This window comes from Chitinophaga deserti (assembly GCF_003149455.1).
GTDB classification, from domain to species: domain Bacteria; phylum Bacteroidota; class Bacteroidia; order Chitinophagales; family Chitinophagaceae; genus Chitinophaga; species Chitinophaga deserti.
On the sequence record NZ_QFFK01000001.1, the window covers coordinates 200,754 to 222,499 of the forward strand.

The 21,746-nt window shown below is 51.2% G+C and carries 13 protein-coding genes; 2 read left to right on the forward strand and 11 right to left on the reverse strand.

Translation table 11 applies throughout. The features are described 5' to 3' along the window. Positions 1 to 72 precede the first annotated feature (72 nt). Entirely contained in the window at positions 73 to 1,236 is a 1,164-nt protein-coding gene (gene uxuA / locus DEV76_RS00790) for a mannonate dehydratase (RefSeq protein ID WP_109694125.1), read from the forward strand. Positions 1,237 to 1,328: 92 nt separating this feature from the next. Here uxuA and DEV76_RS00795 read toward each other — a convergent pair whose 3' ends face one another. From DEV76_RS00795 to DEV76_RS00805, 3 genes are read right to left on the reverse strand one after another with little or no spacing between them, the layout of a single operon-like run. Further along, entirely contained in the window at positions 1,329 to 2,603 is a 1,275-nt protein-coding gene (locus DEV76_RS00795; RefSeq protein ID WP_198651895.1) for a TolC family protein, read from the reverse strand. Between the two features lie 19 nt (positions 2,604 to 2,622). Further along, the gene (locus DEV76_RS00800; RefSeq protein WP_109694129.1) at positions 2,623 to 4,203 is read right to left on the reverse strand and encodes a DHA2 family efflux MFS transporter permease subunit; all 1,581 of its coding nucleotides are present in this window, start codon (positions 4,201 to 4,203) and stop codon (positions 2,623 to 2,625) included. A 4-nt stretch (positions 4,204 to 4,207) separates the two neighbouring features. After that, positions 4,208 to 5,251, reverse strand: a complete 1,044-nt coding sequence (locus DEV76_RS00805) for an HlyD family secretion protein (RefSeq protein WP_109694131.1) — start codon at positions 5,249 to 5,251, stop codon at positions 4,208 to 4,210. A gap of 143 nt (positions 5,252 to 5,394) precedes the next feature. Between DEV76_RS00805 and DEV76_RS00810 the strand changes: the two genes are divergently transcribed. Beyond that, the gene (locus DEV76_RS00810; RefSeq protein ID WP_109694132.1) at positions 5,395 to 5,880 is read left to right on the forward strand and encodes a MarR family winged helix-turn-helix transcriptional regulator; all 486 of its coding nucleotides are present in this window, start codon (positions 5,395 to 5,397) and stop codon (positions 5,878 to 5,880) included. A gap of 229 nt (positions 5,881 to 6,109) precedes the next feature. On the opposite strand, the gene DEV76_RS00815 is transcribed toward DEV76_RS00810, so the two are convergent. From DEV76_RS00815 to DEV76_RS00850, 8 genes are all read right to left on the reverse strand, one after another. Then, positions 6,110 to 7,318 carry an alginate lyase family protein gene (locus DEV76_RS00815; RefSeq protein WP_232826838.1) on the reverse strand — a complete coding sequence of 403 codons (1,209 nt, stop codon included), beginning with the start codon at positions 7,316 to 7,318 and terminating at the stop codon, positions 6,110 to 6,112. Beyond that, positions 7,315 to 9,159, reverse strand: coding sequence for an alpha-L-fucosidase (locus tag DEV76_RS00820; protein WP_109694134.1), 1,845 nt, complete (start codon positions 9,157 to 9,159; stop codon positions 7,315 to 7,317). The genes DEV76_RS00815 and DEV76_RS00820 overlap by 4 nt, the downstream gene beginning before the upstream one ends. Then, positions 9,156 to 11,714: a glycoside hydrolase family 95 protein gene (locus DEV76_RS00825; protein ID WP_109694136.1), complete on the reverse strand. Its 2,559-nt coding sequence runs from the start codon at positions 11,712 to 11,714 to the stop codon at positions 9,156 to 9,158. The genes DEV76_RS00820 and DEV76_RS00825 overlap by 4 nt, the downstream gene beginning before the upstream one ends. 338 nt (positions 11,715 to 12,052) lie before the next feature. Continuing rightward, positions 12,053 to 13,312 (reverse strand): glucoamylase family protein, encoded by a 1,260-nt coding sequence (locus tag DEV76_RS00830; protein ID WP_232826839.1) that lies wholly within the window; start codon positions 13,310 to 13,312, stop codon positions 12,053 to 12,055. Positions 13,313 to 13,361: 49 nt separating this feature from the next. Further along, a complete protein-coding gene (locus tag DEV76_RS00835) occupies positions 13,362 to 14,864 on the reverse strand; it encodes a RagB/SusD family nutrient uptake outer membrane protein (RefSeq protein ID WP_109694137.1) in 1,503 nt (500 codons plus the stop codon). A gap of 10 nt (positions 14,865 to 14,874) precedes the next feature. Beyond that, positions 14,875 to 17,922 carry a SusC/RagA family TonB-linked outer membrane protein gene (locus tag DEV76_RS00840; protein WP_109694139.1) on the reverse strand — a complete coding sequence of 1,016 codons (3,048 nt, stop codon included), beginning with the start codon at positions 17,920 to 17,922 and terminating at the stop codon, positions 14,875 to 14,877. Positions 17,923 to 18,144: 222 nt separating this feature from the next. Beyond that, positions 18,145 to 19,611 (reverse strand): sulfatase family protein, encoded by a 1,467-nt coding sequence (locus DEV76_RS00845; protein ID WP_109694141.1) that lies wholly within the window; start codon positions 19,609 to 19,611, stop codon positions 18,145 to 18,147. 261 nt (positions 19,612 to 19,872) lie between these two features. Continuing rightward, positions 19,873 to 21,243, reverse strand: a complete 1,371-nt coding sequence (locus DEV76_RS00850; protein WP_109694143.1) for an alpha-L-fucosidase — start codon at positions 21,241 to 21,243, stop codon at positions 19,873 to 19,875. Positions 21,244 to 21,746 lie beyond the last annotated feature (503 nt).

Genomic DNA, 21,746 nt, shown 5'->3' on the forward strand with positions numbered 1-21,746 from the left:
ATTTCCCGGCAGATAATTTGCTTATCTGGTCGGTAATGCTAATTTTGGGAAACTAAAAAAATTGTCAAGTTTATGTTGAGAATGGAACAGACCTGGAGGTGGTTCGGACCTAAAGACCCGGTAAGCCTTTCTGATATCCGGCAAGCCGGCGCCACAGGTATCGTTACTGCCCTCCATCACATTCCTAACGGCACTGTATGGACTAAAGAAGAGATCATGCAGCGCAAACAGGAAATTGAAGCCGCGGGGCTCGTTTGGTCTGTAGTGGAAAGCGTTCCCGTACATGAAGATATCAAGACGCAGACCGGGCGCTTCAAGGATTACATCAAAAACTACCAGCAATCCATCCGTAACCTCGCCGCCTGCGGCATCTATACGGTTACGTATAATTTCATGCCTGTACTCGACTGGACCCGTACCGATCTGGCCTATACCGTGGAAGACGGTTCCAAAGCCCTCCGGTTTGATAAAGCCCAGTTCATGGCATTCGACCTCTTCCTTCTGCAACGCCCCGGTGCAGAAAACGATTATCCGGAAGAAGAGATCTCCCGCGCCAAGGAGCAATTCGACAGCATGACCGCCGATGAAATTGCACTCCTGCAGCGCAACATCATTGCCGGCTTACCAGGTTCGGAAGAAAGCTTCACCCTCGAACTGTTCCAGAAAGCACTGGATAAATACAAAGACATTGATGCCATTAAGCTCAAGCTGCACCTCTTCTACTTCCTCCAGCAAATTGTGCCGGTAGCAGAAGAAGTGGGTGTTAAGCTGGCCATTCACCCGGACGATCCTCCGTTCCCTATCCTGGGCCTCCCCCGTGTGGTTAGTACGGAACAGGATGCACGCGAACTGCTGGCTACTATCGTATCGCCCTCTAACGGCTTATGCTTCTGCACCGGATCATACGGCGTGCGGGAAGATAATGACCTGCCCGGCATGATAGACCGCCTCGGCGAGCACATCCACTTCATCCACCTCCGCTCCACCAAGCGCGATGCACAAGGCAACTTCTACGAAGCCAATCACCTGGAAGGTGATGTAGATATGTACAGCGTGGTAAAAAACATCCTTGCTGTAATGAAGCGCAGAGGTGTTTCCATCCCCATGCGTCCAGACCATGGCCACCAGATGCTGGACGACCTCCACAAGAAAACAAACCCTGGCTACAGCGCCATAGGCCGCCTCCGCGGACTTGCCGAACTGCGTGGCCTCGAAATGGGCATTGCCGGGAAATAACCCCAACGCAACTGCCTTATAAAAAATTGCCCGGTCCTCGAAAGACCGGGCCTTTTTATTTAAACACACACTACGAAAACATAACCAGATGGTTATTGTTTCCAAAATTGTTGTCCTCCGAGATGCATAAGCTCCAGGCCTGCAAGCGATAACTGGTACTGGTATTGTATTTTCGAGAGCTGCGCTTCCAGCAGGGAGGTTTGTGCATTCTGCAGATCGAGATAAGTAATTACCCCGTTACGGTAGCGGCTCTGCGCCAGCGTAAGCGCTTTGTTCGCCTGTTCGAGCAACACTTCTGCCGTGAGCAGCCTTTCTTTTCCGGCAGCAATATCAGCGTTATGCTGCATGGCTTCTTTCCGGAGGTTTTCCTTCACATCCTGGGTATGCAGTTTTGCTATTTCTGCTTCGGTGGCAGCCATATGCTCCTGGGTGCGGAGTTTCTTTCCGTTATAAATGGGTACAGACAAACTTACGCCCGCATAGTAATTAAACTTAGGCGTAGTGATCTCCGGCAGGTAACCGTTTTTGAAACCAGTACCTGCATTGAGGAACAGTGAAGGTTTGAATTGCGCCTTCGCCAGTTCAATGTCCGTATCAGCAACTTTCTCTTTCTCGAGGGAGGTGCGGATGGCAGAGTTACGTGTAAAATCATCCGCCGCCGGGGGCACAGCCCATGCAAAGTCAGTATTCACGGTATCACTCAAAGGCTCGCCGGTGAGGTATTCCAGGGCGGCCAGTTGCTTTTGAAGCGAATTGCGGAAATCTACTTTTTTATTACGGTATGTTTCCAGTTTCACGCGGGTGTTGATGAGATCCAGATCAATGGCATCGCCATGCTTCAGTTTGTTTTCCACCATTGTTTCGGTGTCTTCCAGCAGGCGGATGTTGGCATCCTGCACGGAAATATTGTCTTGCAGGAAAGCGATGTTCAGATAAACATTGGCCACCTGGTATGCGAGTTCTTCACGCGCCTCATCTGTCTGCACCCCCAGCAGGCCAGCCTGAGCAGTGCTCTTTTTAATCTGGCTGCCCGACTTACCGAAATCCAGCAGCAGCTGGCGTGCTTCAATTGTAGTGCTCAGGTTTTCTGAAGGCACCGGCTGGAAAGTGAATGAACTGCCGGGTAACTGTACCTTGGGAACGGGATACACGTGGCTGTAGCTGGCACTACCATTTACTTCGGGTAAACGGCCGGCCCTTGCCAGGGTGGTTTGGTCAGCAGCAATGCGCTGCTGTGTTTCCATCGCTTTGATCTGCGTGAAATGGGAGAAGGATTGCTGCACGAGGGATTTCAGAGCTGCGGGAGCCTCCTGTGCAGCGGCCCCTCCTGCCGCCAATGTCAATATGATGATAAATGCTTTTTTCATTTGTTGTGTGTTTATACGATCAATGCGCATGTTCCGACGCTTCTTTCATGGCGGATGCGCTGAGGTTTCTTTTCTTCACAAGCAGCATTACCGGCAGCACGCATATGAAGAAGATGCCTACGATGCGGAATGCGTCGAGATAAGTGAGTATGTATGCCTGTTTGGTTACAAGTCCGTCGAGCATGGAAAGGCTGGCCCGGTGAGCATCAGCCGCCGTCATTCCCTTAGCTATCATGGCGTTCCCCATTTGCTGGAGGCGCTCGGTGGCAATGGGACTATCAGGCCCTACATACGGCAGCAATTGGGTACGGTGCTCCAGGTATTGCCGCGCCACGTAGGTATTCATGAACGCAATACCGAAGGAGCCTCCCAGCTGGCGGAGCATGTTATTGATGGCGATGCCCTGTGGCATTTCGTGCGGTGCAAGCCCCGATACTGCCTGATTTGTAAGTGGTACACTCAGCATGGCAGAGCCTACACCACGCAGCAACAGGGGAATGAAGAAGAACATCTCCCCCGCATCCGGACTGGCGGCCGACATCCAGAAACAGAATATCGCGAATATGATAAAGCCCCCTGTGATGAGGTACTTTGGCGGTACACCCCGCTGAATGGCTTTACCCACCATGGGCATCATTACCGCCGCCATAATAGCCCCCGGAAACAGGCTTTCCCCGGTTAATGTTGGGGTATAACCCATCACCCGCTGCATCCATACCGGGTACACGAACATGGAACAGTAAATACCCATACCCATGATAAAGGTGAGCAGGGTGGTTATGGCCAGCGTCCGGTTTTTGAGTACGTGCAGGTTCACCGCAGGTGCATCCGTTCGCAGTTCCCACCAGATAAAGGCGATGAAGGAAACTGCTGCCGCAATGGTAAGCACTACAATGTGCGTAGCCGCAAACCAGTCTTCCGACTGCCCTTTCTCCAGAATATACTGCAGGCTGCCTACCCATATGATGAGGAGCAGGATGCCGAGGTAATCGATCTTGATAGCCTTCCGGTTGATGTTGTATTCGTTCGGCAGTTTGTCGATGAAAGTAAATACGAGGAAAGCAGCTATGATACCGATGGGTACGTTCAGGTCGAAGATGAGCGACCAGTGGAAGTTATCCACGATAATGCCGCCCAGTGTGGGCCCTACGGTTGGACCGATAATAACCCCCATCCCAAAGATCGCTGATGCCGTGGGGCGTTCATATATCTCGAAAGTATCGAACAGGATGGATTGTGAAGTACTCAGCAGTGCCCCTCCGCCTACGCCCTGCAAAAAGCGCCAGGCCACCAGTTCCCACAGGCTGCCCGATTGCCCGCACATATACGAAGCAAAAGTGAAGATGAGGATGGAGGTGAGGTAATAGTTTTTCCGGCCGAAATAGGAAGCAAGAAACCCGGTCATGGGGATCACGATCACGTTAGCGATGGCATATGCGGTGATGACCCATGAGGCGTCTTCGATCGTGGCGCCCAGGTTGCCGCTGATCTGCGACAGCGCCACGTTCACAATCGTGGTATCTATCAGCTCCAGCATGGTAGCGGAGATGACGGTGGCCACGATGATCCATTTGGCGAGCCCTTTTGGTTTCGCTGTCATGCGTCTAGTATTTTAAAGCCACTTCCACGCTCAGGCCGGCGCGCAGGCGGTCGAGGTATTGGTCAGCATTGTCAATGGATATTTTAACAGGTACACGCTGCACAATCTTCACGAAGTTACCGGTAGCATTATCGGGCGGCAGCAGGGAGAATTTGGCACCCGTAGCGCGGGAAATAGCAACCACATGCCCTTTCAGATGCAATCCGCTGATACCATCCACCTCAATATCGGCCTCCTGGCCTACGGTGATATGCGCGAGCTGTGTTTCCTTGAAGTTGGCTACTATGTAAAAGCCATTCTCGTCCACAATCGTGAAGAGGCTTTGGCCGGCCTGTACAAATTGCCCTGCTTCCACATTCTTTTTGCCGATGCGGCCCGTAATGTTAGCAGTTACGTTGGTATAGCTCAGCTTCAGCTTCGCCTGGCCTACAGCGGCCTGTTTACTTGCCAGCAGGGCTTCTGCCTGCTGTACTTTGGCTGCGGCTACCTGAACAGCAGAGCGGGCCAGGGTAATGTTGTCCTGTGCTGCCTGGTATTGCTTGTCGTTAGTGAGGCTCGCAGCCTTGGTATCGTCGAGCTGGCGGTTGGTTATGGCATGATCGTCGAAAAGGTTCTGATCGCGCCGGAGGTCGGCAGTAGATTTATCCTTCCGCACCAATGCTACCTGCGCGTTGGATTGTGCCACGGTAATGCCTGCCTGGGCATTTACCAGGTTAGCGCGTGCAGTTGCCACATCTGCGGCAGCCTGCAGCTGGTCGGCTTCCGCCTGCTGAAGTGCAATCCGGTATTCCTCATCGTCGATGGTTACCAGGGTATCATGCCGGTGCACATTACCGTAATCCTGAACGCTAAGCCCATTCACGTAGCCAGCCACACGGGCTATTACGGGAGCGGAATGCCCTTCTACCTGTGCGTTGTCTGTAGTTTCGTGATGACGGGCATAAAGCCATTGTTTTACGCCGAATATGGCGCCGAGAATCAGTATGGCGACAAAGATCAGTCGCGCCACGAGTTTGCCCTTACGCGGGCTTGCGGGTGCAGTTTCCATTGTGTGTGTTTATCAAGAAATGGGGCCAAAGGTAAACCAAGCTTACCAATTAGACAAATAAGTTGACCTTCTTCAAAATATTATTATCTTTGTATGACAAAAGGAATATTTTAGCCCTTCATCCAAACACTGTCCGCACCACCATGACAATTTCTGATAAGGACCAACAACTGACTGATATTATTGCACAACGGCATAAGCTGCTGATAAGATTGCTGAGCATTGTAAAAAAAGATTACGATGCCCGCCTCACCGAGCATTTGCAAAAGAATGGTTATGCCGATTTTAAGATTGGCGACATGGTGCTTATGGCGAACATCTCTACGGAAGGCACCATTAATAATGAGCTGGCTAAAAAGGCACGCATCACCAAGCAGGCGATGAGTAAGGTGGTTAAGAACCTGGAGGCAAGCGATTACATTGTAACCCGCAAGCATGAAACCGACAAGCGCGCTACAGTTATCTTTTTAAGTGAGAAAGGGAAGCAGCTCATGATCGATATGTTCGGAGCCGTTACAGGTATTCAGGAGTATTACACCAGCATTATCGGGGAGCAGGATGCCGACCTGCTGCGCGACATACTTTTCCGCCTTGTTTCGGAAGTTTGCCCAAGCGCGGTAAATACATAAATAATGCAGGCAGCAGCCGGCATTTACTTTACCATTTAACAGCCGTTGCGTCGCACACTGCAGCTGATTGAACTACTATCATCTTCTTTTTAAAACAAAATTGCTACTGTAAATTCAGCGGGCATTACTGTGCGCCGGAAGTAAAAAAAGATGCCGGCTCAGACGAGACCGGCGTTATCATATTCCACGTCTACAGTAAAAATCTTTATGCGTTCATGTATATAATATCTTAAAGTTTAACCAACCAGATTTCAGGATTGCGAACCGGCAGGTTGCGCAATACCTCTTCTACAGCCGAGTTATGAGGCAATCGCTCCCACAACCGGAAATACTCTTCTTTTTTATAAGCCACGGCTGCAAATAACAGGAAAGGATGCGCCATGGGCCACTCTTCCCAATACATTACGTCTTTGCCGCAAGGCCATAAATCTTTTTGCTGAACATAGGGGTACATAAAGGATATGCCTTTACTTATTGACCTCCCTCCGGAAGTCTCATACTGCCAGAGATCCGCGCCGGGTTTGCTGAGGATCTGGCATATGGTAGTCATGGCATCCAGATTGAATAACGCATATCCATATGGTTTTGTTCTGCGCAGTTCCAACGGGAAGCTGCCGTCTTCGGCCATCTGCCCGGGCAGCAATACTTCTTTGTAACGGCGTTCGCAAAAACTCGTCCAGGCGGTATCTTTCAGGAAGGCGGAAAACGCCGCCACCTGCATTACCCAGCAGGTACCGTGGTTGTTTTTCGCCTGCATTTCATCTTTCCCATAAGGGTGTTCCGTCATCCATTGCAGGTACTCCCGAAACCACCTGCGCACTGCTTCCAGCTCCTGCCCTTTCAACACGCCGGCCTTCTCCATAATCCGCAGCGCCTGCGCCACTTCGAGGAAGTGAATGGTATCAATTATACCTATACCACGGCCCGTTGCCCTGCCTTTAATAGCCTGTGCATATAACAGGTGCGGACTCATGCTGGTAGCACTGTCAGCAAACCATGCCAGCACATGCTTCTTTGCATGCTCCAGCGATGCACGCTTACCGTCTGCCACATAGGCCGCAGCTAAAGCCCCTACAACACGGCTGAAGCGTACCATTGCCTGGCGGTGCGCCACAAAATTTCCGGGATTGGTTTGCCCGTCGCGCTGTATATACGGACTATCAGCATGTACAGGATTGGGCCACCAATAATCACCTTCGGAGTAAAAATCGTGCTTGCCACCGGCACTGCGATCGCAGGACGATGCGGTTACCGTTACCGGCTGTTGTTGCATAGCCCATGCAGCCTCCGTACGTATCTGCGTACGCCTCACTTCCAGCGCCCGTTTCAGCCAGTCGCCGCCCCCTGCGGTTGCGGTTTGCAGCCACATCAGGCAAACATATACGAGTGCAAGCTTTAAAATGTTGTATCGTTCCATTTCAGGCATTCTGATAATCATGGTAATAACAATTCCATTTGCCGGAACTTCAATCCTTCTGCGTCAGCACCACCTTCCAGCGCCAGCTTTAGTTCCGTAATACCGGCATTCAGCTGAATCATATCCCATTCCCCATCCGCCCCGGGCGTTCCTTCCAGCAACTTCCTTCCGGCACTAAGGATAAACCTGCAGTTCTTTGGCCCTCCACCTTCCGCAAATCGCAGCGCTACTTTAAATTTAGTTGGCCTCGTCAGCCGTATTTTCCAGGTAAGGTATTGCGTTGTGTCTTTCCAGTTTTGTGCAACATCCTTCCCTGCCTTTCCATCGCCATAGCTCCAGCCTTTGCCATGCAGTGCTGCGTCGAAAGCATGAAATATATGTTGCGCCCTGCCTTCTACCAGCCGGTGTTCTTCTTTTGTTATATCGCCTTTTACATCCAGCACTATCACCGTTGCCGCAGGGTCTACCCAGGTTTGGGGCATTTCTATCTGTACATCTTTCGGGCTTATGCGCTTCACTTTCAATGGCGCTCCTGTAGCGAGGAGATAAGCCTTTTCAGGTTCAGCCGTAAGTCCGCCTATGGTCAGTATACCTTCAACAGGCAACTCATACAAGTGGAGGTACAGTCTGTTTCCTTTGCGTGTTACATCCCCCCACTGTTGTACGGGTAATGGTGATGGCTGAGATCCGTAGATGCTTTCTCCGTTCACTTTCAGCCATTCGCCAATGTTGTGCAGAATGGCAGTATCCCGCGGATCTATGCGCCCGTTACCCATTGGACCAATATTCATAAGCAGGTTGCCATTGCGTGCCGCTGCCTTTGTGAGGAGGCGGATGAAGAACGCGGGCGATTTATGACTATCGTCGTACCTGGAATAACCGTAAGACTCGTTGGTGGTAGGGATGGCTTCCCAATCACCTTCTACCGGGTAAAATGCAGCAGGCCTGTCGGCAGTATTTTTATAATCTCCGAAAGAAACTGCCGAACTACGTGCCAAGCGCCCGTTCACAACCACATTGACATCCACTTCGCGGATCGCTTTAAGGATGCGAATATTCTCTGATAAGGGTAATTTATGCGGGGTATCAAACCAAAGAATATCCGGATGATACTTTTGCAGCAACTCCTTTATCTGCGGGATGGCTTTTTCATCCACATACTTCACTGCTTTGGGCAGTAATTCAGGATGATGATCATACCAGTTGGTGCCGCCATACAGCTGCTTGTCGCCACCGGGGTTCTTATAATCCCAGTCGTTGCCCGGAGCATCGGGGTGCTCCCAGTCGAAGGCGTGGGAATAATAGAACCCGAAGCGTATACCGTACTTCTTACAGGCTTCTGCCAGTTCCTGCATAGGATCGCGGCGGAAGGCAGATGCTTTGATAGTATAGTCTCCGATTGCGGATGGGTACATCGCTACGCCGTCGTGATGTTTGGCGGTGATCACCAGGTACTTCATTCCGGCATCACGGATCGTGCGCACCCATTTATCGGCATTGAATGCTTCCGGGTTAAAAGGTTTCAGCAGTTCGCGGGCATAATCTGCGCGGGAGATTTTCTCTTTCCGCATGAGATGTTCCGCATATCCACCCACTTTCTTGTTTTTCCACAATCCACCCGGTACGGAGTATACGCCCCAGTGAATAAAACACCCAAACCGGGCCTCTCTCCACCAGGCAATGCGTTGCTCGTGACCGTTCATGGAGGCCGTCCACCAGCCATTTACTGCCGAAGCAATAGCCACACTGTCTCTGCTGGCGGCGCGTTGCATAAGGATGCCTTCGTCATCGCCCTGGAACTGTGCAGTAGCAGGAAGCCCCAAAGCGAGCCCACATCCCAATATCCAACCTGCCTTTCTCATTTTACTATTATCGTGGTTGTACCTTTTTTAATCTGTACCGCCTGATCCTGTACCGTTGGCAAGTCCAGTGCTGGTAATTTATCCGCAGCGGAAATGCGCTTGTTCACAGCGAAATCAAAATCCTTCAATCCGCCTGCAGTTTCTTTTGATGCAGGGGCCGCTGCGATATTCACAGGCACTCCGGTTCTGATAATCCTGCTGCCGGCATCTTTCTGTGAACGGATGTTTGCGGATTGCAGTTTTCCGTTTTTCCATACGATGTCGATTTCCATTCCGCCTTTCACTTTCAATCCCTTCACGCTGCCGTTGGGCCATGCGGATGGCAATGCCGGTAAAATATGAATCACCCCGTCATGACTTTGCACCAGCATCTCTGTAATCCCGGAGGTTACCCCAAAGTTGCCGTCTATCTGGAAAGGAGGATGTGCATCAAACAGGTTGGCATAAGAACCGCCGCTGTTGTCTGCCACGCTGATAGAGTCTGCCGTGGCCAGGAATAATTGCTTATTGAGCATGGTATAGGCATGGTCACCATCTTCGAGGCGAGCCCACCAGTTAATCTTCCAGGCCTTCGACCATCCTGTTCCACCATCGCCACGGAGCAGCAGACTGCGCTTTGCGGCGGCAGCCAGTTCGGGCTGACGGCGGGGCGTTATCGCATTACCGGGGAACAGGCCGTAGAGATGTGAAAGGTGACGGTGACTGTCTTTCGGATCATCCCAGTCGAGGTACCATTCCTGCAGCTGGCCGTATTGACCTGCCTGGAAGGGGTATAGTTTTGCCAGCTTCTGCCTGATCTGCGATACCAGTTCTTTATCCCGCTTCAGCAATGTGGCTGCGAGCGCAGTACGGTTCAGCAGGTCGTGGATAATAGAAATATCCATGGTGGAGGCGATGCTTACCGAGCCTTTGCGCACTCCGTTGATACGGAAATTATTCTCCGGGGAAGTAGAGGGGTTGGTAACCCAATGCCCGGATGTATCTTTTATGAGCCAGTCCAGCATAAACTCCGTAGCCCCTTTCATGAGTGGGTAAGCAGTTTTTTCGAGGAACACACTGTCTCCCGTATAAGCATAATGCTCCCAGAGGTGGCGGCACAACCAGGCGCCTGCCATGGGCCAGATGCCCCAGCGGGGATCGCCTCTGGGGTCGCGCCAGTCAAAACCGCCGGAAGGGGCAGTTATAGCCCATATATCGGCATTGTGGTGTACGGTCCAGCCGGAGAGCCCGTAATTGACTTTGGCGGTCTCTTTGCCGTTCTCTGCAAGCTGGGCGATGAATTCAAACAGAGGCGCGGCACACTCACTGAGGTTGGCGGTTTCTGCCGGCCAGTAATTCATCTGGGTGTTGATGTTCGTGGTATAGTTAGAGCCCCATGGTGGTTGTACTTTATCGTTCCAGATACCCTGGAGGTTCATAGCCGGCCCGCCCTTTCTCGATCCTGCGATCATGAGGTAGCGGCCAAACTGGTAAAGCAGTGTGGTAAGCTGAGGATCGCGGTTGCCTTTGGCGCGGGTGTATTCCAGCAGCCTTACGTCTGTAGGTTTGCCGGCGGAAGTATCCTTCCCGAGGTCCAGCGCTACCCGGCTGAAAAGGGGCCGGTAGTCAGCGAGATGGCGTTGCAGCAGGGCACCGTACGCAGTTCCGGCCACCTTTTTCAGGGGTGCCAGTGCAGCGGAGTCCGCCTTGCGGCCATTGCGCACCGGATCATTATTTGGACCATTATATCCCGTTCCGATAGAAACGAGCAACGTCACTTCCGTGGCGCCTTTGATATGCAGGCCATCTACTCCGGCAGTGGAACTACCATCTTTAAGCGTGGCTTTCACATGCACTTCGTAAGGGATGCCTTTGGCGGGATCATATTCTATGGAGCGCTTTTCATACGGCCGGTGGGGCACGTAAGACGGGCACTGCCCTTTCATCACCAGGTGATCTTTCGCCTTTGCAGCGGTAACAGACTGCATAGGGTTCCGGAAGCTGGCTGTAAAGTTGATGGCACCTTTGCTGCTGCTTTTCCAGAGGATCACCATCACCTGATCGGGATAGGATACAAAAACCTCCCGCGTAAAACGTACTCCATTCGCAGTATAAGAAACCGTGGCAGTAGCGGTGTTGAGATCCAACGTGCGCTCATACCCTGTGGTATTTGTAGTATTATCCGTTTTAAGCAACAGGCTGCCTAATGTAAGGTACCGTGCTGAGTAAGGCCCGAGCATCAACCGGCTGATGGAATCCGCTTTGAGGTACTCCCCGCTCCACAGCGCCTGCCGTACTACAGGCAGCTGATTATAAGCATCCGGATTATTACCCACACCCGGCCCGCCGCTCCATAAAAAAGCTTCGTTCAGCTGCAGCTGCTCCTCTTCCACCGACCCAAATACCATAGCCCCGATACGCCCATTCCCCACTGGCAATGCCTCATTCCAGTTAGCAGCAGGCTGGCGGTACCAGAGCTTCAGCAACGGATCGGCCGGCATCACTTTCTGTGCCGTCACCGGTGTAGCTGCCAGGCACAACAACCCGGCTACCCAGCCTTTCATCCTTACATTCATATTGATGTTACCTGTTTTAATTTGCCGCACCGGCGCTCCATGGTCCCGGCATTCACAGGGGTACGGAACACAACCATACCACCCGTGAACTTCCCGGAAAACTGGATTTGATTGGAAAAGTACATGATACTACTTTTCATAACGCGGTGCCTCGCAGGGCATATATAAAAAAAATTATTCAGTTGATCGTTGGCGACGTGTAATTATTTAAGCAAACGTTTGCAGGTATCAGGGCAACCATATCTTTAAAACCATCCTGTAAACGTGTACCGAAATTATGCAATCGGTTGCATGTAACAAAGCATTATTTTAACGGATACTGGTAGTGGATTCGCATTCTACAGAACAGGACTACTGAAGCCCAGTCTTTTTAAACCCGTTTTCACTTCCGGGCAACTCATGAAAAGCCGCCACAGCAGCCCGCTGCGGTAATTCTCGATCATCACCACTATAGGTCCCTGGTCTATAGCAAGATATTGATAATCAAACCAGTTTTCCGTTTCATTGAAGGCATCGTAAAAACCGTATGGTCCCCATAGCCGGTCGCCCAGCTTATCATAAAAATGACGCATGGCCTGCATGGAATACTCCGGCGTGTATGGGAAAGAAGAGAGTGCAGCCGTTGGTGTAATCACTCCGAGATCATTGGTTGGACTGTGGGCATTGTAAAACTCATGGTTATCACTCGCGGTAAGCCCCCAGCATTCCGGACCATAACCTTTGAACTTCTTAGGATTGTCGATACAATACTGCCGGTTAATAAGCGTATGGTTCCGGTTCTGTTCCCAGTAATCAGCGTACCTGTCTTTCAGTCCTCTCGGATCAAGACCGAGGAAGGAGTAATGCGCAAAGAAAAGCGGTCCTCCATAAGGGAACCCCAGCGGCAGAGTGATCCCGTAATATTCCCTTCCGTTCAGAAAATGGTTATTCACCGCCCAGCCTTGATGATACACTTTAGGCGTAATGGGATATGTGGGAGATGAGGCAGCCAGCACATAAGCGATCAGGCATTCATTATACCCCCGCACGGGATGATTCATAGCCCAGCCCTGGTTAGGCGACCAGTGCCAGTACAACACATCCTGCCCGCCTTGTGTATACCAGCTCCATTCCGTTTCATTCCACATCCATCCTATCTTATCGCGCAGCTGCCTTTCTTTGGGAACATCCCTGTCGAAGTACTGCCGCACGCACAATAGCCCCTGCCACATGAAGGCCGATTCTACAAGGTCGCCCCCATCGTCGCGCCGCCCGAAGGGTACGGTTTTACCCGTGGCACCATGCATCCAGTGCGGCCATATGCCGTGGTAATGATCGGCAGTAAGCAGGAAGTTCACGATCTTCAGCAATCTGTCCAGCCCTTCTTCCCGGGTAATGAATTTCCTTTCGATTCCCACCAGGATGGCCATCACTCCAAACCCGGAACCACCGATGGTTACGGTATCCGGTGTTATGGTACGTTCCGGCGCCAGGCCAGATACGGGATGAGCAAACTTCCAGAAGTAATCGAAGGTGCGCTGCTGCACGAGCGTCACCAAAGCAGTATCCCCCAGCTGTTGCCGGGGGATCTTTTTCTTTTGCTGTGCCATTAGCACCATAGGCAAAAGGAATATTGTAAAACATGTTATGGCAAATTGCCGGAGCATATCAATCATAACCCGGGTTTTGTTTCAGACGGTTGTTGGAAAGCACGATCTGCTCCTGCGGAATAGGGAACAACTCGTTCTTGTTATCCATGAATGCTTTTCCATGTGCCCGCATTACGGCGCCTGCACGGCCGGTACGCACCAGATCCCAGAAGCGGTCGTGCTCCATGGCCAGCTCTACCCTTCTTTCTTTCCAGATCTTCTGCCGGAGATCTGCCTGTCCACCGCTAACGGCAGGCGGCAGGCCTGCTCTTTTACGAACGATGTTCAGTTTGGCCAGTGCTTCCCCGCCGTTCCCTGCTTCATTGGCAGCTTCAGCATATTGCAGGAGCAATTCACCATAACGCAGTACCCGGAGGTTTTTCGGCGTACGGTCCGGACTGCCGCAATAAGGCTCCTGCGTACGGCTGTGATAAGCTTTATAACTGTAGCGGTCGTTTTCCACAGAGTCGCGGCTGGGTACCCGGAAGCCGTCCCACAGTACGGTACCATTGGGAAGAATCGTGATGATGGTGGCATCTTTCCGTTTATCGCCAGGCTCATAGGCGGCAGCGAGGTCGGCAGTGGGATTATTAAATCCGAATCCGAAATCGGACCACCCCTTCCTGGCTCTTATCCCCTGCGAATTCGCATATAGTTCAATTGCCGCATTGCAGGCTGCATTTGTACCGGTTTGCACTTCGAAGATCGATTCGATGGAGTTGGCTCCCTTTGCCCGCCAGATATCGGCATAGGCAGAAAGGGTATCGTACAGGCCTGAGTTCACCACCGCCTGCGAGAGCTCAAAAGCTTTCTGCCAGTTTTTACGGTACATATAAACTTTCCCCAGCAACATCTGTGCTGCGCCTTTTGTAACGCGCCCTACCTGTGTGGCGCCTTTCAGCGGCACATTATCCACCGCAAACTGCAGATCACTGATAATGAGTTCATAGATCACATCGGCCGTGGCACGTGTCTGAAACTCGTCTGAATTGGCTTCGTCTGGTGTAGGCACACGGTCCAGCTTTGGTACGCCTCCATATGTTCTCACGAGGTTGAAATAAAAGTATCCGCGCAGGAAACGTACTTCACCTATCAGCCTGTTTTTCTCTGCAGCCTCCAACGGACTTAGCGGCAATTTATCCAGCGCCTGGTTACACCGCGCAATGGCCTGGTACAAACCCGTCCAGTAATTCTGAACAATCGGGTTGGTGGCCGTGAAGATGAAATTGTCTATCTGCAGTGCGGGTTCATAGTCCTGTGGAGTACTGCCTTTATCGGCATCATCGCTGGAGATGCTGGTGAGGGTAATGAATTGCAGCCCGTGTACATCGGGGCCAAACCCGCCCAGCCACATCACGTTATATACACCGTTCACCAGATCGATGGAAGCGGTGGGATTGGTCCTGATCTCGTCTTCCGTTACCCTTCCCTGCGGCGGAATGTCGAGGAAACTCTTTCCGCAGGCGGCATATATTACGAGGGAGCCAATCAGCACAAATGGTATATAATTCAGTTTTTTCATGTCGCCGTTTTTAGAAGGTGATGTTCAGACCCAGCGCATATGTACGCGTTGTGGGATATGGACTTAGTTCGATACCGGCTTCGAGCGGGCTACTACTGTTTTGCAGACTAAGGAAGCCATCCTGCTTGGGATTACTGGAAATCATTTCCGGGCTGAAACCGCTGAAGCGCTTGCTGGTAAACAGATTTTGCGATGTCAGGTAAATACGGATCTTTTCCATTTTGATATTATCCAATATTCTTTTAGGCAGGCTATACCCCAATGTGATATTGTTAAGCCGGAAGAAATTTCCTGATTCGACGAAATAGGTGGATGCTGGTGTATTACCATACAGTACACGCGGATCGGTAGTGGATGGCCGGGTGCTGGTCCACCGCCGGTCGGCATACTTTGCTTCCACATTATCCGTCACCTCATAGCGGAATGCCTTCTTCCCGTTATAGATCTTATTGCCGGCGTTACCGTAAAAATCCATACTGAAATCGATCCCTTTGCAGGCGAGGCCCGCGTTGATACCGTAGTAGAATTTAGGCTGATACGAGCCTGCGTAGATGCGGTCCAGATCATTAATGGAGCCGTCATCATTTACATCGCGGTATTGCAGATCGCCGGGCTGGGCGTTAGGCTGAATCTTCTGCCCGTTCTTATTTACATAAGCATCAATGGCACCCTGCGTAGGAAATACGCCCATGGCATCCAGCACAAAGAAGCTGCCGATGGGCTGCCCGTTATCAGTCTTGGTTATATTACCCTGCTGCCCTACTCCGCCACGGAATAACGGCTGGCCCTGGTTGAGGCCGGTTACTTCATTATCGTTCAACGTAAGGTTACCTCCGATGTTGTAACTGAAATCTTCCGAGATATTATCCTTCCAGCCTACTGTAAACTCCCATCCCTTGTTCACAAAAGAGCCCGCGTTGGTAGTGTATTCATTATCGGGATCACCCAGCAAACCGGGTATCTTCACAGTCACCAGTGCGTCTTTGGTTTTCTTATTGTAATAGTTTACTTCACCGGTGAGGCGACTGTCGAGGAAAGCGAATTCAAGGCCGAAGTCGTATTCCTCTGTTGTTTCCCATTTCAGATTCCTGTCTTTGATATCGGCAAGATTGGTACCCAGCGTGGGTGTACCGCCGAAGAAGTACAGTAGTCCAGAATTAGCCGTGAGTATGTAGAGGTTGGAAGATATGTTATCGTTACCGATACGCCCCCAGCTGCCGCGTAGTTTCAGGAAGCTCAGCGCGCCGCCTTTCGGCATCCAGGGTTCTTCTGAAATTACCCAACCGGCACCTACCGCGGGGAAATAACCATTCCGGTTATCGGACGGGAACCGGGATGAAGCATCATTACGGAAAGATGCCGTCAGCAGATATTTGTCTGCATAACTGTAATTGATACGGCCCAGCCAGGAGCGGCGGGCGTATTTATCACCATCCGCTGTATTGGTGGATGTATTGGGATCACCTGCAATGAGGTACCATAAATCAGGACTGTTAGGCACATTTCGCCGCAGGCCTTCAAGATAATTACCCTGGTACTCCTGCGAGGTGAAGCCTGCCAGTACTGTGAGATCGTGCCGGTCGAACTTCTTTTGGAACGTTACCGTGTTATCCCATATCCATTCCGTGCCTTCTTCCTTCACCATCGTGAGCTGGCTTTCAGGCCGCTGCTGGTTACCACCGGCTACCAGGAAAGTGGATTCGTTGTTGAGGAATGCTACGTTATAACGCCGCCGGTTCTGGAAACCCTGGTTAGCGCTCATGCTGCTGCGCAGTTTAATAAACTCCCACGGACTGTATTCCAGGTACCCCGTTCCCTGCAACCGGTTTTCCTTATACCGGTCGTTAACCTTATCAATCGAAAGGATGGGATTACCTACGTTCTGAAAGGCGGAAGTATTACCATACTTACCATCGCGGGTGATAGGGATAACAGGCGCTGCACGGTAGGTGTTGTTATACACTTCCGCGAGGTTTACATTCTGCGTGGTGTTGTGCATATAGGAAACCTGCGCAACAAATTTGAGGTTGCTGGCGATGTTCCATTCGTTGTTAGACCGTATGGTGAAGCGGTCGTATTTATTGCTGCGCACAATACCTTCATCGGTGAGGTAACCAACGTTGAAATAGTACAGGAACTTTTCGGTACCGCCGGAAAGGGAAACGTTGTGCGTTTGCTGCATTCCTTTGCGGAGCAGCGCATCATACCAATCGCTATCTGCATTGTAGGAAGGAATGGTAACGTTGGGTCCGGCATCTTTCAGATAATCGGTATACTGGGCACTGTTAGCCATTTTCACCAGACTGGCCACTTCCCGCCAGCCTACAGACATGTTGTAACTTACCTCCATCTTACCCACACGCCCGCGTTTGGTGGTAATAATGATTACGCCATTAGCGGCCCGCACACCGTAGATGGCGGATGCAGATGCATCTTTCAGTACATCCATGGTAAGAATGTCTGTCGTATTAATATTCCGGATATCATTCGTCAGCACACCATCCACCACATACAATGGTTCCGCGCCGGCGAGCATACTACCCGTACCGCGCACACGCACCTGCGGCTGCGATCCGGGAGCGCCGGAACTGATGATCTGTACCCCGGCCAGCTTACCCTGTACGCCCTGCGTGGCAGTATTCACAGGTTGGGCGGCAATAGCATCGCCACTCACACTACCTACAGACCCTGTGAGGTCGCGCTTGCGGCGGGTACCATACCCCACTACTACAACCTGGTTCAGTTCACTGGCGGAAGATTCCAGTACCAGATCCACCACTGCGCGGCCGCCAAGCGGTACTTCCTGCGGAGTGTAGCCGATATAAGAAAATACCAGTATGGCATTGGGATCTGTAACATTGAGGGAATACGTACCATCGGGCTGGGTTACTGTGCCCTGGTTCGTGCCTTTGATCTGAATGGTTACGCCCGGCAGGGGATTTCCTTCTTTATCCCGCACTGTACCCTTCACGGGGTCTGCTGGCGGACCGGCCTGTGCCAGCCCTGTGCAAAGGAACAGCATCAGTACCGCGACATACTTGAGTAAGCCTGGTTTCATACATCAACGTGTTTAGAATGTCAGCAATCGGATTGAAAGGAAGAGGGCTAAACAGGCGGGGGCAGAGGGAGAAAACGGACAGATGCAACTACATATATTAACATCGGCCACAGTTGAAAGTTCAATACAGGCGGGCCTTATCTGCGATTCAGGTGCTAACAGCCATGAAAAAGCCCTCCCGGTAATGAAACCGGGAGGGCAATGCAAATTAGTTTGATATTATTACTGCTGTACTTTACCCGCAGGGCGGCGTTCCGTTCCGGGCATTTTACGCAGCTCATCACCAAGCGTCTGGCGGTAATTATCTGCAATGGCTTCAATATCTTTCACCACTTCAGGGAATACTTTGCTGACATCCGTTGTTTCTCCCGGATCAATACTGAGGTCGTACAGTGCAGCCGGTACATCTACATCCGGCGCGGAACCAGGGAAACCATCGTAGCCGGGTACATGTAAACGGTATGTACGGCCTTTATGCGGGAATACCAGCTTGTACTGTCCTTTGCGTACCGCCTCCAGGTTATTTACGTTGTAGTAATACACGAAATGCTCGCGCGGATTAGCTGTGGGATCGCCTTTGAGCAGGGGTAAAATACTTAGTCCGTCAATCTTCTTTGCAGGCAGCTTTGCTCCGCAGATGGCAGCTACGGTAGGCAGTACATCAATGGCAGCAGCTACTTTATTGCATACGGTGCCGGCAGGTATTTGTCCGGGCCATTGCATGATACAGGGCACGCGCTGGCCGCCTTCCCAGCTGGAGCCTTTGCCTTCCCGTAAGCCTGCGGTATTACCGGCATGGTTACCATAATTCAGCCAAGGGCCATTATCACTAGTGAAGATCACGAGGGTATTTTTATCGAGTCCGTTTTCTTTGAGTGTTTGGAGGACTTTACCCACAGAAGCATCCAGCTCCGTCATCAGATCCCCGAACAGTCCTGCACCGCTTTTGCCGCGGTAAGCTTTGGATACTGCAATGGGTACATGAGGCATACTATGCGCCATATAGAGGAAGAAGGGAGCTTTCTTGTTTTTGCGGATGAACTCGCATGCACGGTCGGTATAAATCCCGGTAAGTTCCGCCTGATCATCGAGGTTACGGATGATGCGGCGGGTTTCGTTGCCTTCAATAAGCGGCAGCGGCGGGTATTGTGCCCGCCATACTTTCGATGTATCCGGATAAGGCTTGCCGTCGTAATGTACCGGCCACATATCATTGGAATATGGCAGGCCCAGATATTCATCGAAGCCATTTTGTAATGGCAGAAACGGCACTTTGGCCCCGAGGTGCCATTTGCCTACCATACCTGTTTTGTAGCCCTGATCTTTCAAAATCTCCGCAATCGTTTCCTCCTCACCGTTCAGCGCAATTTTAGCATTTGGGTTAAGGGCATTGTGAATCCCGATCCTGTTAGGATAACAGCCCGTAAGCAGGCCAGCCCGTGAAGCGGAACATACTGCCTGAGCAGCATAGAAGTGGGTGAAACGCATTCCCCGTGCAGCCATCCTGTCGAGGTGAGGCGTGGTATAAGGCCCTCCACCATAACACGAGGGGTCTCCATACCCCATATCATCCATGAAAATGATAATAACATTCGGTTTAGCCGGCGGAGGCGGCTCTGCGGGAAGGAAACTGGCTGATCCGGCTGCAGTGGCTGCCAAAAGGAGGAAGGAAGCGATTTTTCTAATCATTTGAGTTGGATTTAACCCTTAATCAGGGAATAAAGATAGCAGAAGCAGCGAAACACCGTCATCAACGATAAGAAGTGATTAATAACAAACTCGTTTGTATGATGATTGTCCCAAAGTTGAGACACCTTTGTCTTACCCCTTTTAAGGGTATGACAAAGGTGACTCAAAGGTATCTCAAAGGTAACTCAAAGGTATCTCACATGACATTTACATGACCATCTGAGTGGCTATTGCATGGCTTCTGATTGCCATCAAATACGGTTAATCTGCCAGGATGAGTTCAATCACGGGGATTTCCACGCCGGGTTTGATGACGGGGAGGCTCAGGTTGAGATCGTTGGCGCCTACTTCGTTCTTGATCCAGTGGCCTGCGGGGGCGCTGAATTTAATCTCGGAACCATCGTGCAGGAACTGGGCATATTTCACTTTGCCTTTATAGCCGGGCAGGGTGAAGTTTTGCAGTGGGTAGTCGAGCAGGTGGATGTAGAGGCGTTTGGTGGTTGGGTTGTAAGTGATCAGGCTATGATCAGGACGGGCGAATTCGTCTGGCGCCTGAGTGCAACCGTAAATGCTGCGGCCGTGCAGCTCCATCCATTCCCCCATACCGGCAAGTGCCTTTTGTGCGCGGGGATCGAATTTGCCACGGGCAGTAGGACCTACGTTCAGTAGTACGTTACCTCCTTTACTTACCGATTCAATGAGGAGTACGAGGAGTTGTTTATTGTCTTTCCAGGTGTTTTCATCCCGGTAGTAGCCCCAGGATCCGGAGAAGGTCTGGCAGGTTTCCCAGGGTACGCGCTGGCCGTTTTGGGTGGGCCATGCCGATACCTTGAATTGCTCGGGCGTTACGAAATCACCGCCATCAGCATACTCCTTCAGGTCCAGCCGGTCGTTAACTATGATAGCGGGCTGCAGTTTGCGCACCATTTTGATGAGATCGAGTGAGTTCCAGTCTTCATGCCCTTTACCGTTTTTGCCAGGGTAAGAGAAATCGAGCCAGAGCATATCCACTTTACCATAATTAGTGAGCAGCTCCCGCACCTGGTTGTGCATAAAGGTGCGGTACTTATTCATATCGCGGCCTTTGTTGAGCTTATCATAATCTTCCGGGTTACGCGGGCGCTGGGCGTGTGTGTTATCGATGGTAAAATCGGGATGGTGCCAGTCGATGAGTGAATAGTAGAATCCGATTTTAAGTCCTTCGGCGCGGAAAGCATCCACCCATTCGCGGATGAGATCTCTTTTGGCGGGGGTGTTGGTGGATTTATAATCGGTGTATTTGGAATCGAACAGGCAGAAGCCATCGTGGTGTTTGGTGGTGATTACGGCATACTTCATACCTGCGGCTTTGGCCTGCCGGGCCCATTCGCGCGGGTTGTAGAGATCCGGATTGAAGAGTTCGAAGTATTTCCTGTAAGCGGAGTCGGAAATCTGTTCGCGGTTCTGTACCCATTCGTGGCGGGCCGGGAGGGCATAGATACCCCAGTGGATGAACATGCCAAACCGGTCGTTGGTCCACCAGGCGAGGCGTTTTTCTTTTTGGGCAGGAGTTTCGTTGAAGATGCGTTTTTCCTGAGCTGCTGTGGAAAGGCAGAGGGCGCAGAAGGCGGCCAGGATCAATGATCGTTTCATGCTTAGCGTTTGATTTTGAATGAAGCCGGCAAGTTAGTTTGCCTGCGGGGTGAAAAATGGTAGTTTATTGGCCGGGAATGTGTAAATCTGAAATGGGTGTGAAATTTTCAGGGGCAGGGGCATAAAGTGACAAGATGCGTGGAATGATGCATGCTGAGATAAATATTTCCCGAAATGACTCCCGGTTTAGTGGCAAAATACGTGTTGGGTTTAAACCCAGCAGACTGTTAAATCATATTTCATTAACATCTTGTTAACAAAAGTATTTTTCAAACGCCATTAACATTGGGTACGAAATTTACCACCTGATCCATAAAACCGCTCGTTTTACGCCTTCGGGCCTCTGGTTTAATTTAAGCAAAATGACCGTTGGCATCCTCCCTGCCGGCGGTTTTTTATTGCAATAATTCGCTACTGTAAAGGGTTTGCAAATTCAAGGACACTACCAGTTGTGCCGCAGGGAGGTGCGGCAGGTTGGCATGAGCGTGGAAAAGCAGGGGTGT

Excerpts from the sequence above, each read along its gene's own strand:
- uxuA (WP_109694125.1), top strand. The coding sequence starts at position 73 with ATGTTGAGAATGGAACAGACCTGGAGGTGGTTCGGACCTAAAGACCCG.
- DEV76_RS00795 (WP_198651895.1), bottom strand. The coding sequence starts at position 2,603 with ATGAAAAAAGCATTTATCATCATATTGACATTGGCGGCAGGAGGGGCC.
- DEV76_RS00800 (WP_109694129.1), bottom strand. The coding sequence starts at position 4,203 with ATGACAGCGAAACCAAAAGGGCTCGCCAAATGGATCATCGTGGCCACC.
- DEV76_RS00805 (WP_109694131.1), bottom strand. The coding sequence starts at position 5,251 with ATGGAAACTGCACCCGCAAGCCCGCGTAAGGGCAAACTCGTGGCGCGA.
- DEV76_RS00810 (WP_109694132.1), top strand. The coding sequence starts at position 5,395 with ATGACAATTTCTGATAAGGACCAACAACTGACTGATATTATTGCACAA.
- DEV76_RS00815 (WP_232826838.1), bottom strand. The coding sequence starts at position 7,318 with ATGATTATCAGAATGCCTGAAATGGAACGATACAACATTTTAAAGCTT.
- DEV76_RS00820 (WP_109694134.1), bottom strand. The coding sequence starts at position 9,159 with ATGAGAAAGGCAGGTTGGATATTGGGATGTGGGCTCGCTTTGGGGCTT.
- DEV76_RS00825 (WP_109694136.1), bottom strand. The coding sequence starts at position 11,714 with ATGAATGTAAGGATGAAAGGCTGGGTAGCCGGGTTGTTGTGCCTGGCA.
- DEV76_RS00830 (WP_232826839.1), bottom strand. The coding sequence starts at position 13,312 with ATGGTGCTAATGGCACAGCAAAAGAAAAAGATCCCCCGGCAACAGCTG.
- DEV76_RS00835 (WP_109694137.1), bottom strand. The coding sequence starts at position 14,864 with ATGAAAAAACTGAATTATATACCATTTGTGCTGATTGGCTCCCTCGTA.
- DEV76_RS00840 (WP_109694139.1), bottom strand. The coding sequence starts at position 17,922 with ATGAAACCAGGCTTACTCAAGTATGTCGCGGTACTGATGCTGTTCCTT.
- DEV76_RS00845 (WP_109694141.1), bottom strand. The coding sequence starts at position 19,611 with ATGATTAGAAAAATCGCTTCCTTCCTCCTTTTGGCAGCCACTGCAGCC.
- DEV76_RS00850 (WP_109694143.1), bottom strand. The coding sequence starts at position 21,243 with ATGAAACGATCATTGATCCTGGCCGCCTTCTGCGCCCTCTGCCTTTCC.